This window comes from Bacillus sp. ISL-7 (assembly GCF_018613065.1).
Genome location: NZ_JAGGQW010000034.1, coordinates 140,257 through 155,135, shown reverse-complemented (window position 1 = coordinate 155,135; position 14,879 = coordinate 140,257). Strand labels below are relative to the sequence as shown.

14 protein-coding genes are annotated in these 14,879 nt (G+C 38.5%); all 14 read right to left on the bottom strand.

The features are described from left to right. Positions 1-82 precede the first annotated feature (82 nt). Positions 83-1,327, bottom strand: a complete 1,245-nt coding sequence (gene dapG / locus J7E66_RS12460) for an aspartate kinase (protein ID WP_215000392.1) — start codon at positions 1,325-1,327, stop codon at positions 83-85. A 33-nt stretch (positions 1,328-1,360) separates the two neighbouring features. Then, positions 1,361-2,410 carry an aspartate-semialdehyde dehydrogenase gene (gene asd, locus J7E66_RS12455; protein ID WP_215000390.1) on the bottom strand — a complete coding sequence of 350 codons (1,050 nt, stop codon included), beginning with the start codon at positions 2,408-2,410 and terminating at the stop codon, positions 1,361-1,363. 191 nt (positions 2,411-2,601) lie between these two features. Beyond that, complete coding sequence (dpaB, locus tag J7E66_RS12450; RefSeq protein ID WP_026566481.1) at positions 2,602-3,201, bottom strand: dipicolinate synthase subunit B; 600 nt, start codon at positions 3,199-3,201, stop codon at positions 2,602-2,604. Further along, entirely contained in the window at positions 3,198-4,100 is a 903-nt protein-coding gene (dpaA, locus tag J7E66_RS12445) for a dipicolinic acid synthetase subunit A (protein WP_168242784.1), read from the bottom strand. Before dpaA ends, dpaB begins: the two co-directional genes overlap by 4 nt. A gap of 168 nt (positions 4,101-4,268) precedes the next feature. Further along, complete coding sequence (locus J7E66_RS12440) at positions 4,269-4,511, bottom strand: YlmC/YmxH family sporulation protein (protein WP_088086400.1); 243 nt, start codon at positions 4,509-4,511, stop codon at positions 4,269-4,271. Positions 4,512-4,665: 154 nt separating this feature from the next. Continuing rightward, entirely contained in the window at positions 4,666-5,904 is a 1,239-nt protein-coding gene (locus J7E66_RS12435; RefSeq protein WP_215000388.1) for a M16 family metallopeptidase, read from the bottom strand. 102 nt (positions 5,905-6,006) lie between these two features. After that, complete coding sequence (locus tag J7E66_RS12430) at positions 6,007-6,933, bottom strand: polysaccharide deacetylase family protein (RefSeq protein ID WP_215000386.1); 927 nt, start codon at positions 6,931-6,933, stop codon at positions 6,007-6,009. 180 nt (positions 6,934-7,113) lie between these two features. Continuing rightward, positions 7,114-9,228 carry a polyribonucleotide nucleotidyltransferase gene (gene pnp, locus J7E66_RS12425; RefSeq protein WP_215000384.1) on the bottom strand — a complete coding sequence of 705 codons (2,115 nt, stop codon included), beginning with the start codon at positions 9,226-9,228 and terminating at the stop codon, positions 7,114-7,116. 243 nt (positions 9,229-9,471) lie between these two features. Further along, positions 9,472-9,741: a 30S ribosomal protein S15 gene (gene rpsO, locus J7E66_RS12420; RefSeq protein ID WP_026566475.1), complete on the bottom strand. Its 270-nt coding sequence runs from the start codon at positions 9,739-9,741 to the stop codon at positions 9,472-9,474. A gap of 159 nt (positions 9,742-9,900) precedes the next feature. Further along, positions 9,901-10,866 (bottom strand): bifunctional riboflavin kinase/FAD synthetase, encoded by a 966-nt coding sequence (gene ribF, locus J7E66_RS12415; protein ID WP_215000382.1) that lies wholly within the window; start codon positions 10,864-10,866, stop codon positions 9,901-9,903. Between the two features lie 15 nt (positions 10,867-10,881). Further along, positions 10,882-11,817 carry a tRNA pseudouridine(55) synthase TruB gene (gene truB, locus J7E66_RS12410; protein ID WP_215000380.1) on the bottom strand — a complete coding sequence of 312 codons (936 nt, stop codon included), beginning with the start codon at positions 11,815-11,817 and terminating at the stop codon, positions 10,882-10,884. A gap of 57 nt (positions 11,818-11,874) precedes the next feature. Beyond that, the gene (rbfA, locus tag J7E66_RS12405) at positions 11,875-12,246 is read right to left on the bottom strand and encodes a 30S ribosome-binding factor RbfA (protein ID WP_088086394.1); all 372 of its coding nucleotides are present in this window, start codon (positions 12,244-12,246) and stop codon (positions 11,875-11,877) included. A 17-nt stretch (positions 12,247-12,263) separates the two neighbouring features. Beyond that, positions 12,264-12,545, bottom strand: coding sequence for a DUF503 domain-containing protein (locus J7E66_RS12400; RefSeq protein WP_088086393.1), 282 nt, complete (start codon positions 12,543-12,545; stop codon positions 12,264-12,266). Then, positions 12,542-14,860 carry a translation initiation factor IF-2 gene (gene infB, locus J7E66_RS12395; RefSeq protein ID WP_215000378.1) on the bottom strand — a complete coding sequence of 773 codons (2,319 nt, stop codon included), beginning with the start codon at positions 14,858-14,860 and terminating at the stop codon, positions 12,542-12,544. Before infB ends, J7E66_RS12400 begins: the two co-directional genes overlap by 4 nt. Positions 14,861-14,879 lie beyond the last annotated feature (19 nt).

The window sequence follows — 14,879 nt, the reverse complement described above, 5'->3', positions numbered from 1 at the left end:
AATACAATCCAGCATACTAAAAACACTCATTTTCTCTTTCGAATTCATTTATAAGGATTTACCATTGAATTGGTGAAATCATCTATAAATCTGAAAGATTATATTCAAATGATTCTTCTTCTAATTGAAAAGCATCATGAAGGGCATTTACGGATTTAACCAAGTCCTCCTGCTTTACAAGTACCCAAATCGTAGTATGACTATCTGCAGATTGTAGTATCCGAATTCCATGATCCGATAAGGCCGTTACGATTTTCGAAGTAACTCCAGGAACTCCGGCAATCCCTGCACCAACAACAGAAACTTTTGCACAATGACGCTCTACGACAGGATCATGACCTAATTTGTTTAAAACCTGTATTGCTCGATCGGTCATTTCCTCTGTTACTGTATAGATTACTCCGTTTGGCGAAATATTGATAAAATCTACACTGATTCCTTCATTGGCCATCGCCTTAAATACTTCTGCTTGCAAGTAATATTGATCCTTTTTAGCGAATACCTTTATTTGCGTAACATTTGAAACGTGAGCGATTCCAGTTACAACTCGTTCCTTTATGTCACTGCCACGATTATTTTTATTTAATGAGGTTACCAAGGTTCCTAAATTATCTGAGTAGGTTGAGCGAATCCGAATTGGTACTTTTGCCTGCATTGCGATTTCAACTGCTCGTGGATGAATGACCTTTGCCCCCTGATAAGCCATATTACACACTTCTGTGTAAGTTACTATGGGAAGTGGCCGTGCATTTTCTGCAATGCGTGGATCGGCTGTCATAATTCCTTCCACATCGGTAAAAATATCTATCCATTCTGCATTAAGGGCAGCACCTAAAGCTGCAGCTGAGGTATCACTTCCGCCACGACCAATTGTGGTAATATCGCCATTTTTTGCAGCTCCTTGAAAACCGGCAACCACAACAACATCATTTTTCTCTAACTCACTTAGGAGCCTGTCACATTTCATTTCATTGATTTTTGCATTTGTGTGGTCGTTGTTTGTTCGGAAGCCTGCTTGAGCGCCCGTTAATGCAACAGCATTAATACCCTTTTCCAATAACATATTTACAAAAACGACACTAGAAATAATCTCACCGCAGGACAATAATAAGTCGTGTTCCCGTTTTGAGATTTTGCTTAAGTTCCCATCGATTAATGAAAGTAATGTGTCCGTAGCATAAGGATCACCTTTTCTTCCCATCGCACTGACAACGACAACCACTTTATAGCCATCAGCTAAAGCTTTCTCGATATGGCCTTCCGCATATTTCCTACCTTTTTCATCTCTTACAGATGTACCGCCAAATTTTTGAACAATAATTTTCATGGTGACACCAAAACCTGCCTTTTTGATGTAACTTTATTTTACAATACCTAATTTAACTAAACTTTCTGCGATTTGAACAGAATTCCAAGCTGCTCCTTTGAGTAAGTTATCAGAAACCACCCACATATGGAAACCACGAGGCTCATCAATGTCTTTTCTAATCCGTCCAACAAATACATCATTTTTCCCAACGCAATTCGCAGGCATAGGATATAGTTGATTTTCCGGATCATCCTGCAAAATAACACCGGGGGCATCTTTTAATAATGCTTTAATGTCATTCGCACTTATGTCATCCGCTTCAATTTCAAAATAAACAGATTCAGAATGACCTACTGCTACTGGTAGTCTTACACAAGTAGCGGAAACCTGTAATTCTGGTAAGTGCATGATTTTTTTTGTTTCATTAATCATTTTCATTTCTTCAAATGTATATCCATTGTCTTGAAACTTATCAATTTGTGGAATTGCATTAAAAGCAATTTGATAGTGATTTTTATCTGATTTGACAGGTAAAATCTTAGGCTCATATACTTCACCGTTTAAGATTGAACGAGTTTGTTCCATTAATTCCTCGACAGCAGCGGCACCAGATCCTGAAACAGCTTGATATGTTGAAACAATAACTTTTTTCAAACCAAATTGTTGACGGATTGGCTCAAGTGCTACAACCATTTGGATGGTAGAACAATTGGGATTAGCAATAATACCATTTTGATTGTGAAGGTCCGCTTCGTTCACCTCAGGAACGACTAATGGTGTATTCTCATCCATTCTAAAAGCGCTAGTGTTGTCCACCACGATAGCACCACGTTTAACAGCTTCTGGACCAAGTTCCTTTGATACACTCCCGCCCGCACTGAATAAGGCAATCTCGACCCCTTCAAAACTCTCAGGCTTTGCTTCTTCAAGGATATATTCCTGTCCATTAACCTCCACTTTTTTACCAGCTGAACGTGCGGATGATAATAAAGTAAGTTTTCTGATTGGGAAGTTCTCTTTTATTAAAGTGTGAATCATTTGTTGTCCTACTGCTCCTGTTGCTCCAACAACAGCAACGTGATATCCATTTTGTTGATTCATTACAGGTTCCCCTTCCATACTAGCTGGTCATTATATTTCAAAAAGGAATTGGCCTTTATATAGCTGCCAGCATGTTCATATTTTTTATTATCTCATCAGTGGGTATTGAAACTCCCCACTGATGATAGAATAATTTATTTTACCATATTCCTTTAAAGAAATAACCTTTTTTGATGAATGAGGGGGGATAATTAGTCAGAATCTTTATATCTTTCTACTAACACTGGTTGAATTTGTTTCCCTTCGATCGCAGCTTCGACTGTTTCTGTGAGTAACGTCATTCTTGCTACCATTGAATTTGGCTTTTTTATTGGGTCATCCTGGCCATAGGGAATAAAATAAATATTCTTTGTTGCCATTAGCCTCATTAAGTTTACTCCATTTAATCCAAGTGCATCATTAGTCGAAATTCCGAGTACAACGGGTTTTAAATTTCTCAATGTTGCTTTCGCAGCCATTAATACTGGACTATCGTTCATTGCGTTGGCAAATTTACTCATTGATACACCGGTTAATGGAGCAATGACCATACAATCAAGAGGGATTTTGGGTCCCAGAGGCTCGGCTTTGACGATCGAATCAATGACTTTATTTCCTGTTAAATCTTCAATTCGCTGGATCCAATCCTCGCCTTTACCAAACCGGGTGTCTGTATTTTTAACTGTAAAAGTTACCACTGGCATTACTTCAGCACCGGCTTGAACTAATTTTTCTATTTCAGGGAATACTGCATCGTACGTACAATGAGAGCCAGTTAAGCCAAAGCCAATTCTTTTACCCTTTAAACTCATTTCACTTTCCCCTTTCGCTTTCGTAAATCATCTTGGAGCAGTTGAGCAAGAACATTTGCCAGAATTTGGCCGGCTGTTTTTGGCGCAACAATCCCTGGCAATCCCGGGGCAAGCAATGCTTTTATTCCCCTTTTCTCCGCATATCTAAAATCAGTTCCTCCCGGCTTTGATGCAAGGTCAATAATGAGCGTATGTGATGGCATTTTAGAAATAACCATCGCTGTTACGATTAAATGTGGTGCTGTGTTAATTAAAATATCAGTATTCTTTACTTCATTTTCCAAATCCTTCAAATGAAACGGTGTTAAGCCCATTTCAGTGATTCTTGCCAAATGTTCACTTTTCCTAGCCCCTACCTTAACTTTGGCTCCAAGGGCTGCAAATGTTCTCGCCACACTCATACCAACTCTGCCTAACCCTAGAACCGTGATATTCGACCCATGTATTGTAAAATCAGTGTGTTGGATCGCCATCATAATCGTCCCTTCTACTGTAGGGATTGAATTATAGATGGCTACATCATCCCTTTCAAATAACTGAATAAGAGTCCGTTTAGCTTGCTTGGTAATCCCATTTAAATAAGCATTGCTGATTCCTGAATAAATCGTACAATGTTCTGGAGTCTTGGAGAGTAAATCCCCTGTCAAAATAACCTTTTCATTTGAAAAGATTGTTTCTACCTGCCCTTCTAAATTTGTACCAGGTACTGGCAAGATCAGGGTATCCACTGTTGAAAAGTCTACCTCATCCAGCTTTTCCTTGACTGCACCTGTAAAGGCATGATCAAGCTGTTCAAAACCAATAAGCGATAATCTCGCATCTAATTCAGTTAACTTACGGATGATTTCCAGCTGTCTGGCATCCCCGCCAATCACGGCAATCTGCATCCCTGTCAGCATGAAAACATTCACCTTCTTCTTTTTAAAAATCCTACTAAGAATTCCTTTTCTATATATCACTTCACCATCTTATGTAGGTAAACTTCATTCGGTGAGTTTTCCATACATACTAAATAAAAAAGCCCAAGCAAGTTGACACTCGCTTGGGCTTTTTTTGCTAAAGTGTTATTAATCTTCATCCGGTACATCGATTATTATCATATCAGATCCTATCTTTTTAATGTGTTGCCAAGGAACCCTGATTTCTTCCCCTTGTTTTCGGAAACCAAACCATTTTATTGAAGGTATTAGCAGTGCTTGAATTTGTCCGGTGCCTTCATTAATCTCTAAATCGGTTTGTCCAAGTACACCTAACCGTTCTGCCTTTTTTACGTCAACAATTTCCTTTCCGCTTAATTCACTTAACCTCAATACAAGATCCCCCCTTCATTTGCCCCTTATTAATAGTTTATAAGTGGAAGTCCCTATTTAGACTAAGAAATGCACAAGCGCTGTTAAGTGGATCTATAGTATCTAGGACAACAAAAAAAGAGGTAATCCATCAGCATGGAATACCTCTTTTCATTTACGATAATGTATTCGGAAATTCTCCGTCTGGACTAATTAATGTCACGGAATAGTTGTCTGTAAAAACGGCCTTTGTCATTTCGTCCACACTTTTTTTGGTAACCCCATCAATCTGATCAATAATTTCATCCATTGAACGATGACGTTTTAATAAAAGTTCATTTTTACCATTACGACTCATCCTGCTATTTGTACTTTCAAGACTTAGCATCAAGCTGCCCTTAAGCTGCTCTTTACTATTAGTTAATTCCCGTTCAGTAATCCCTTCTTGCTTTAATTTATTAAGTGTTTCTTGGATGGTTTCAAATAGTACATTCAGCTGTTTAGCACCTGTTCCACCGTAAACCGTCACAATCCCACTATCTTGATAAGCTGAATGGTAAGAGAAAACTGAATAGGCTAAGCCCCTTTGCTCACGGACTTCCTGAAATAATCTCGAGCTCATACTGCCGCCCAATATATTATTTAGTGTAATTAAGCTGTAGATGTCTTCATGCCCAACCTTTAATCCTTCAAAACCAATACATAAATGGGCCTGTTCCGTATCTTTCTTGCGCGAAATTCGATTCGAATGGAAAGTAGGTATATTTTCAATTGCTTGGTTATTAGCACCTTTATAGGATCCAAAATACTTTTCGACTTCTTTAATAAATGTTTCAGATACGTTGCCTGCGATTGAGATAACAACATTTTCAGGAGTATACCTTTCATGAATATATTCCTTTAACGTTTGGCCAGTAAACGTATTAAGTATTTCCTCTGTACCTAGTATTGGATATCCTAGTGGATGATCTCCATACACTGCTCTACTAAGTAAATCATGAACAATATCGTCTGGAGTATCTTCGTACATTTTTATTTCTTCTAAGACTACATTTCTCTCTTTGTTTAGTTCCTCTTCCACAAAAGTGGAGTTAAAGAACATATCAGCTAACACATCTAGTGCAAATTGGGAATGTGTATCAAGGACTTTTGCATAATAGCAGGTATACTCCTTTGAAGTAAACGCATTCACCTGTCCGCCAATACTATCAAAGGATTCGGCAATTTCCTTAGCAGACCTTGTGGTAGTACCTTTAAAGAACATATGTTCCAGAAAATGCGAAACACCGTTGTTTTGTGGGTTCTCATCTCTTGAACCCGTACCAATCCATACGCCTATTGCAACTGAACGTACAGTAGGGATATTTTCTAAAACAATTCTAACTCCATTTTGGCAAGTATATTTATTAATCATCGACTTCCTCCAGTCTATATACAGAAGCTGCTATTACTCCATCTATCATTATACTTAGTAAAATGTTTTTTCTCCAATTCTCAGTATATCTTACTGTGATTATTACTCAACTCTTTCTTCGCTCATTAACTCAGAAACTGTTCCAATTTCAAGGTTTTTTTGATTGATCTGCGTGATTAAGCGATCGAGCGATTTCGCAGTGGCTTCTGTTGGATGCATAAGGACCATTGAGCCATTATTAATTTTTGTCATTACACGATTTATAAGTACATCTGGTGATGGTTTTCTCCAGTCAACCGTATCAACGGTCCACATAACCGTCATCATTTTTAATTCGTTGGCAACTTTTATTGTCTCATCCCGAAAACTGCCACTAGGCGGAGCAAACCAAACACATTTCTCCCCTGTAGCCGCTTCTATAATTTCATTCGTTTTCACCATTTGTTCCCTTGCTTTTCCAGCCGTCAATTGTTTCATATCAGGATGAGAATAGGAATGATTCCCCACTTCATGACCAGAACTGACAATCATTTTAGCAAGATCGGGGTTTTTTTTGACCCAATTTCCTTCTAAAAAAAAACTAACCTTTATATTATGTCTTTTAAGAGTAGCAAGCATCTCCGATAAATATTCATTCCCCCACGCTACATTAATAATAAACGTTACCATTGGTTTATTAGGGTTACCTTTATAAATTGGAGCTGGCGGCAAATCTTCGAGGTGAACCTTTGGCTTTTTCTGGGTAAAGACAAGGTTCTTTTCATTAAAAACACCTTTGTTTTTCATATGCTTATAGGAAGCTGCAATGTTAACCTCTCGCCCATTATAGCCCGGAATTGCCTTCCAGACCCTATCAATAGTCGCATCTATAGGCGGTATTTCATATGTAGGGGCATTTTTAACAATACTTTGATAAAGAGGGTCTGACTCTTTTGCTGTTGGCACTGCTGATTCCTTTTTTATAAAAGGATTACCCACGGCGATCCAAACTGCTAAACAAATACCAATGAGGATAAATACCTTTTTCAATTAACTTTCCCCCTTTCCATACAGATTATGTATAAGAGGGACAAGGTAGAACTTTAGGATACTGTTCGCCGCTGATTCTAAAGAATATAGAGAGAATTATTAAAAATCATACACGGAAAAAAGCCAGGGTTTGTCCCCTGACTTCCTTACCATCTCAGATTAAATGTCCCGAGTCTTTTGTTATTGATTTTCAGCCTTTTCACGCTGTTCCTTTAAAATAGCTTTACGTGAAAGGTTTACACGGCCCTGTTTATCAATTTCGGTTACTTTCACTAGAAGTTCGTCCCCGATCTTAACAACATCCTCTACTTTACCTACTCGTTCTTCGGCAAGTTCAGATATATGAACGAGACCATCTTTACCAGCAAAGATTTCCAGGAAGGCTCCAAATTTTTCAATTCGTTTTACCTTACCAAGATACATTTCGCCTACTTGAACTTCACGAACAATATCTTCGATGATTTTCTTTGCCTTTTGGTTCATTTCTTGATTTGTAGAGGCAATAAATACGGTACCATCCTGCTCGATATCAATCTTAACGCCAGTTTCCTCAATAATCTTATTGATTTGTTTACCGCTCGGTCCGATAACGTCCCTGATCTTATCTGGGTTAATTGACATGGTTAAAATCTTAGGTGCAAACTGTGAAAGTTCTGTTCTTGGTTCCGTAATGGTAGCAAGCATTGAATCTAAGATGTGCATTCGGCCAACTTTTGCCTGCTGGAGGGCTTCTTCCAATATTTCACGAGAAAGACCTTCAATCTTTATATCCATTTGAAGTGCAGTAACCCCTTTAGCAGTACCTGCTACTTTAAAATCCATATCCCCAAGATGGTCTTCCATTCCTTGAATATCAGACAAAACAGTATAATGTTCTCCAGATTTTACAAGTCCCATTGCAATTCCTGCTACAGGAGCCTTAATCGGAACACCTGCATCCATCATCGCTAATGTACTAGCACAAATACTTGCCTGCGAAGTGGAACCATTAGATTCAAGTACCTCAGATACAAGTCGAATGGTATATGGGAAATCCTTTTCAGATGGAATAATTGGTTCAAGGGCACGTTCACCAAGGGCACCGTGACCAATTTCACGACGACCAGGTCCTCGGATTGGGCCAGTTTCACCAACACTGAATTGAGGGAAGTTATAATGATGCATAAAGCGCTTTTCTTCCTCAATTCCAAGACCATCAAGAATTTGAACATCACCCATTGCACCGAGAGTACAAATGCTTAGGGCTTGAGTTTGTCCACGTGTGAAAAGTCCCGAACCGTGGGTACGTGGTAAAATACTTATTTGTGAAGAAAGCGGACGGATTTCATCAATTTTTCGGCCATCAGGACGAATCTTCTCCACTGTTATTAATCGGCGAACTTCACCTTTTACAATCTTGTCCAATATTTGCTTTACTTGCTTCATATCTTCATCTGTAGCTTCTTGTTCCACAAATTTGGCAATCACTTGGTTTTTTACTTCTTTAATGGCATCTTCACGGGCATGCTTTTCTTGGACCTGAATGGCTTTTACCATATCAGCTTCGCATATTTCCCTTACTTCTGCCTCAAGTTCCTTATCTATTTCGTAAAGATTGATTTCTCTTTTTGGTTTGCCAATTTCAGCGACAATTTTCTCTTGGAACTCAATTAACCGTTTAATCTCATCATGGCCATACATAATTGCTTCTAGCATAGTTTCTTCAGGAACCTCTAACGCACCTGCTTCTACCATGTTGATTGCATCTTTAGTACCTGCAACAGTTAAATGGATATCACTTTTTTCAGCTTGTTCTACAGTTGGGTTAATAACAAATTCATTGTTAACCCGTCCTACGATAACACCAGCAATCGGTCCTTCAAAAGGAATATCTGATGTACTAAGTGCTAACGAAGATCCGAACATTGCAGCCATTTCGGTAGAACAATCCTGATCCACACTCATGACAATACTAATAACTTGTACATCATTACGAAAGCCATCAGCAAATAGCGGACGAATCGGTCTGTCAATTAGTCTGCTTGCCAAAATTGCCTTTTCACTCGGGCGCCCCTCACGTTTAATAAAGCCGCCTGGGATTTTTCCGACAGCATATAGACGTTCCTCATAGTTAACTGTTAATGGAAAAAAGTCTAAGTTTTTTGGTTCCTTTGAGGCTGTTGCCGTACTCAATACTGCTGTATCTCCATAGCGTACCAAGACTGCACCGTTTGCTTGCTTTGCTAATTGTCCAATTTCGACAGTTAATTTACGGCCTGCCCAAACCATGGAATATTCATGTTTCAATTGTTCCATATTTTTACCCCTCTCTATCTAAATCACTTAGGAGGATGATGCGAAAATTTCCACTTCCGCTGTACTCATCATTCTAAATCTAACTATTATTAAAAAGCTTAGAAAGCTATAGTTTAAATGCGAAATCACCTTAATAGTATGCACAAAAAAGTCATGACTTAAAAATATGTATAAAAAATTCTTTATTTTCTTTTCCTCTTTTTAAAGCTAATAAAAAAGCGGGAATAATCCCGCTTCTGTAAACTAACGACGTAGACCAAGCTTATTAATTAACACACGGTAACGTTGAACATCTTTGTTACGTAGGAATGTTAAAAGATTACGACGTTTACCAACCATTTTCAAAAGACCGCGACGTGAGTGGTGATCTTTTTTATGAGTACGTAAGTGCTCATTCAAATTGTTGATTGATTCTGTAAGGACAGCGATTTGAACTTCTGCAGATCCAGTGTCGCTTTCATGAGTTTTAAACTCATTGATAAGTTCATTTTTACGTTCTTGAGTGATTGCCATCCGGATTCACCTCCTAAATTTTACAAATCCCCTGGTACCGAGCAAGCGTTGGTGATTCGTCTTGCCAAGTAGAGGTTATTTTTAATACGTTAATAAGAATACAACTTTTCACATCAAAAAGCAAGGCTATAACGAAGTTTATTGTAGGAAAAACGCCTTTTATAAGTGAGAATGTGGAAGATTGTCTTGTTTTTTAAAATACTCTAGTGAATTTTGCTTATCTCTTTCAATTTGTGCAACGAGCTCTTCAATCCCTGAAAATTTTTGTTCCTTACGTAAGGGAAGATGCCACTCGATGACCACTTCTTGACCATAGATATCTTTATTAAAGTCAAATAAATGAACTTCAACAGAAAGATGTAAGGCTTCCTTATTAAATGTTGGTTTATAACCAATATTACAGACTCCATTGTACCATTGGGTTTCAACTTTCATTCTTACTGCATATACGCCGGTCGGCGGGATCATGTAATCGTCATTTAAGTCAACATTCGCCGTTGGAAAGCCAATCGTCCTGCCTCGTTTATCACCATGAATGACTTTGCCCGATGTTGTATAAGATCGTCCAAGAAGTGATAAAAGCGCGTCTGTTTTTCCTTCTTTAAGCAAGTTTCTAATTCTAGTTGAACTAACCTTTTGATCACCTTGAGTAAACTTTGGAACGACCGAATAAGAAAATTGATTTCTTGAATGGAAGGGCAATGTTTCCATCGTCCCCTTTCCCATACGCCCATAGGTAAAATCAAAACCAGCAACTACGTGCATTACGTTTAGTCGAATAACATATTGATCAATGAATTCCTGAGGAAGCAAATTGGCAAATTCAGTAGTAAAGTTAATGATAAATAAATAATCAATACCAAGTTCTTCGATAATTTTTATTTTTTCAGATAATGGAGTAATATACTGTATCTGCTGTTCCATTTTCCCTAACACTACCGAAGGATGGGGGTCAAATGTCATGACCGCACTGCAAATATCTTTTTCTTCAGCATGCCTTTTTGCCTCAAGAATTACCTGTTGATGGCCACGGTGCACTCCATCAAAGTAGCCCATAGCCATTGCTAGGGGCGGAAATTCAACATTTGTTATATCGTATGGAAATCTAAGCTTAATTACTTCCAATGAAACTCACCTTTTCTATACCGTACCTTTTTCTTCTAAATCATTACGTAACACTTTAACTGGTTTAAAGAGGTCTGGCTTGCTTGGATGTTTTGAATAAATAGCAAGAGCTAGTCCATCAGCAGTTTCAGTGACAATCGGTCCGTTACTAGTTTTTAAATGCTCTGGCATTTGTAATAATGCGCCATTTTTCACTTTCTCTGCTACTTTATCATTAATTAGGAATTTCGGCAAATGAGAAAGTGCTGTTTCTAAAGGCCTTAAAACACTTGAAATTGTCCCAGCCTCCATATGTTTTTCAATTTCATCAAACGTCAAACAATCCTCCAATGAAAAAGCAGCCGATTGAACTCTTTGTAAAAAGGACATATGTGCAGGGAAGCCCAGAATTTCACCAATCATTACCGCTAAAGTCCGGATGTAGGTCCCTTTACTGCAACTGACCTTAAACCTAAACTGTACAGTTTCACCGATAAATTCATCACGGTCATCTAATAATTCGATGGAATAAATCGTTACCTTTCTAGTGGGACGTTCGACTTCTATACCCTTCCGTGCATATTCATATAGACGGACCCCTCCCACTTTTACTGCCGAGAACATAGGAGGTGTTTGTTCAATTTCACCGGTTATTGAATGAAAAACTTGGAGAATCTCTTCTCGTCGAATGGTCCGATCCACTGGTTTCTGCTCCACAATTTCACCAGAAGCATCTTCAGTAGTAGTCGAAAAACCAATTGTTACTTCTCCCTCATACGATTTACCCGCATCGGTTATGTATTCAGCAACTTTTGTTGCTTTCCCTATACAAATTGGAAGCACTCCTGTTACGTCTGGATCAAGAGTACCCGTATGCCCAACCTTTTTTGTTTTTAAAATCTTTCGCAATCTAAACACACAATCATGGGATGTCAAACCCGCAGGCTTATATAACGGTAATATGCCTTCCAATTAAAATCCTCCAATCAAAAAATTATCGAAAAAAAAGGATAGACAATGTCTATCCAATTATTCTTCTTCACTTTTTTCTAAAGGCTTTTCATCCTTATGCAGTTGATGAAGAAGTGTATCAATTCGATTCCCGTAATCGATAGATTCATCCCATTCAAAGATGATTTCAGGTGTTTTACGAAGGCGAATACGGTGGCCAATTTCGGTCCGAATAAAACCTTTTGCTTTGGCCAGCCCTTTTAAGGTATTTTCCCTTTGCTCTTCATCACCTAATACGGAAATATACACTTTCGCTTGTTGTAAATCTCCTGTTACTTCAACGTCGGTAACCGTCACAAAACCAATACGTGGATCTTTGATTTTGCGACCGATGATGTCACCTAGTTCTTTTTTCATTTGTTCTCCAACACGATTTGCTCTGTGGCTCATCACATTCACCTCTTAACTTAAAGCCATTCAATCTCGGTGATCGTTCTCTCTATTTCTGGAAATGAGTCGATTAATTTCAAAGCATTTTGCAACTCATGTTCCGTCGATACACGCGTGGAAGTTACGACAACTATGGCAATTTTCGTTCGTTGCCACATATCCTGAAAGCCAACTTCTGATACAGAAACATTAAATTTCTGTTTTAAGCGTGTAAGGATTCGTTGAAGGACAGCCCGTTTCTCTTTTAAAGAATGAGCATCATAGATCATACATTCACATTCGGCCACACCGATGATCATTTACGTTCAATTTCTTCCATTACGTATGCTTCAATGATGTCTCCTTCTTTAACATCATTAAAGTTTTTAATTGTAATACCACATTCGTAACCTTGGGCAACTTCTTTTACATCATCTTTAAATCGTTTTAACGCATCAATATTACCTTCAAAAGTGACAACACCGTTACGAATTAAACGAATACCGCTGTCGCGAGTAATTTTACCATCCGTTACATATGAACCAGCAATTGTTCCTACCTTTGAAACTTTAAAGGTTTGACGGATTTCTGCTTGACCAATTATTTTTTCTTGGAATTCAGGATCAAGCATACCTTTCATTGCTGCTTCAATCTCTTCAATCACTTTATAAATTATACGGTGAAGACGGACGTCAACTTTCTCCGCTTCTGCTGCACGTTTCGCATTTACATCAGGGCGAACGTTAAAACCGATGACGATGGCATTAGACGCAGCAGCAAGACTAATATCCGACTCATTAATTGCTCCAGCACCGCTATGAATAATTTTGATGTTAACACCTTCAACATCTATTTTTTGAAGAGAAGCGGCAACGGCTTCAGCAGACCCTTGAACATCCGCTTTAAGAATGATGTTTAAATCCTTCATTTCACCTTGCTTTAATTGATCAAAAAGCGTTTCTAGACTAACAATGGATTTTTCACCACGTTGGGCTACCAGTGCTGTTTGAGCTCGTGATTCTCCAACTTGACGTGCAGTTTTTTCGTCTTCAAACACAACGAAACGATCTCCAGCTTGTGGCACGTCATTAAGTCCAGTTATTTCAACAGGAGTTGACGGACCTGCCTCTTTGACACGGCGTCCTTTGTCATTCACCATTGCACGGACACGACCAAAGGTATGACCAACAACAATAGGATCACCAATTTTTAGTGTACCGTTTTGGACTAGTAAGGTTGCAACGGATCCACGCCCTTTATCTAGTTGTGCTTCGATAACAGTACCAACGGCTTTACGATTTGGATTCGCTTTATATTCTTCTACTTCACTAACGAGTAATATCATTTCTAGAAGGGTGTCAATGCCTTCTCCCGTTTTTGCAGAAAGTGGTACAAAGATAGTATCTCCACCCCATGCTTCTGATACTAATCCATGTTCAGTTAATTCTTGCATTACACGGTCAGCATTTGCAGCTTCTTTATCCATTTTATTAACTGCTACAATAATTGGAACCTCTGCAGCTTTTGCATGATTGATTGCTTCAACTGTTTGCGGCATTACACCATCATCTGCAGCTACTACTAGGATGGTAATATCAGTTATTTTAGCACCACGTGCACGCATTGTCGTAAAGGCAGCGTGTCCTGGTGTATCAAGGAAGGTAATCTTTTTCCCGTTTTCAACCACTTGATAGGCACCAATATGCTGGGTAATTCCCCCCGCTTCTCCTTCTGTAACCTTTGTGTTACGGATGGAATCTAACAAGGTTGTTTTACCGTGGTCAACGTGACCCATTATTGTTACAACAGAAGGTCTTTCCACTTGAGAATCCTCTGAATCCTCAGTAAAGTACACTTCAAGATCTGTTGTATCAACTTTAATTTCTTCTTCCACTTCAACCCCATATTCGCTTGCAATCAATTCAATCGCATCTTTATCTAAGACTTGATTAATTGTGGCCATGACACCTAGTAAAAAGAGCTTTTTAATAATCTCTGAAGGCTCACGGTAAATCTTCTTTGCTAATTCGCCCACAGTTAGAGATTCACTGAAAGTAATTTTCGCTGGAAGCTCCTTCTCTTTTTTCTTCTGTGGCTGGGCTTGTTGAACTGGTGTATGTGTTTTTTTCTTATTTTTATTATTATTATTATTACGATTTTGATTATTATTATAAGGCTTGGCTTTAGCTTTATCAGCATTGCTGAAAACCTTATTTTCTTTGGATTGATTTTCCTGGTTTTGCTTTTTGCCTTCGACCGTCTTTGGAGGAGAAACAACTTTTACCTTGCTAGGAGCGGCATTTTTATCAGCAGCTTCTTCAAATGCTTTAGGAGTTTTCGTCTGAACTTGCGGCCTTTGCGTTGACTGTGCAGGTCTTTGGTTTTGACGCTGCGCTTGAGTTGGACGAGAGTTAGTTCGTTGTTGCTGCTGTCCATTTTGTTTATTCTCTGTGTTTTGCTGTGGCGCCTTGTTATCCTTTTTACTGAATGTTTCGTCAAGCTTTTTAACTTCTGCGTCTTCTATTGTTGCCATATGATTGGAGACCTCTATATTCATTTCTTTTAGTTTTGTGATGATATCTTTACTTGAAATGTTGTGTTTTTTTGCATACTCATATACACGTATTTTACTCATCTTTTCACCCCCGCTAGAT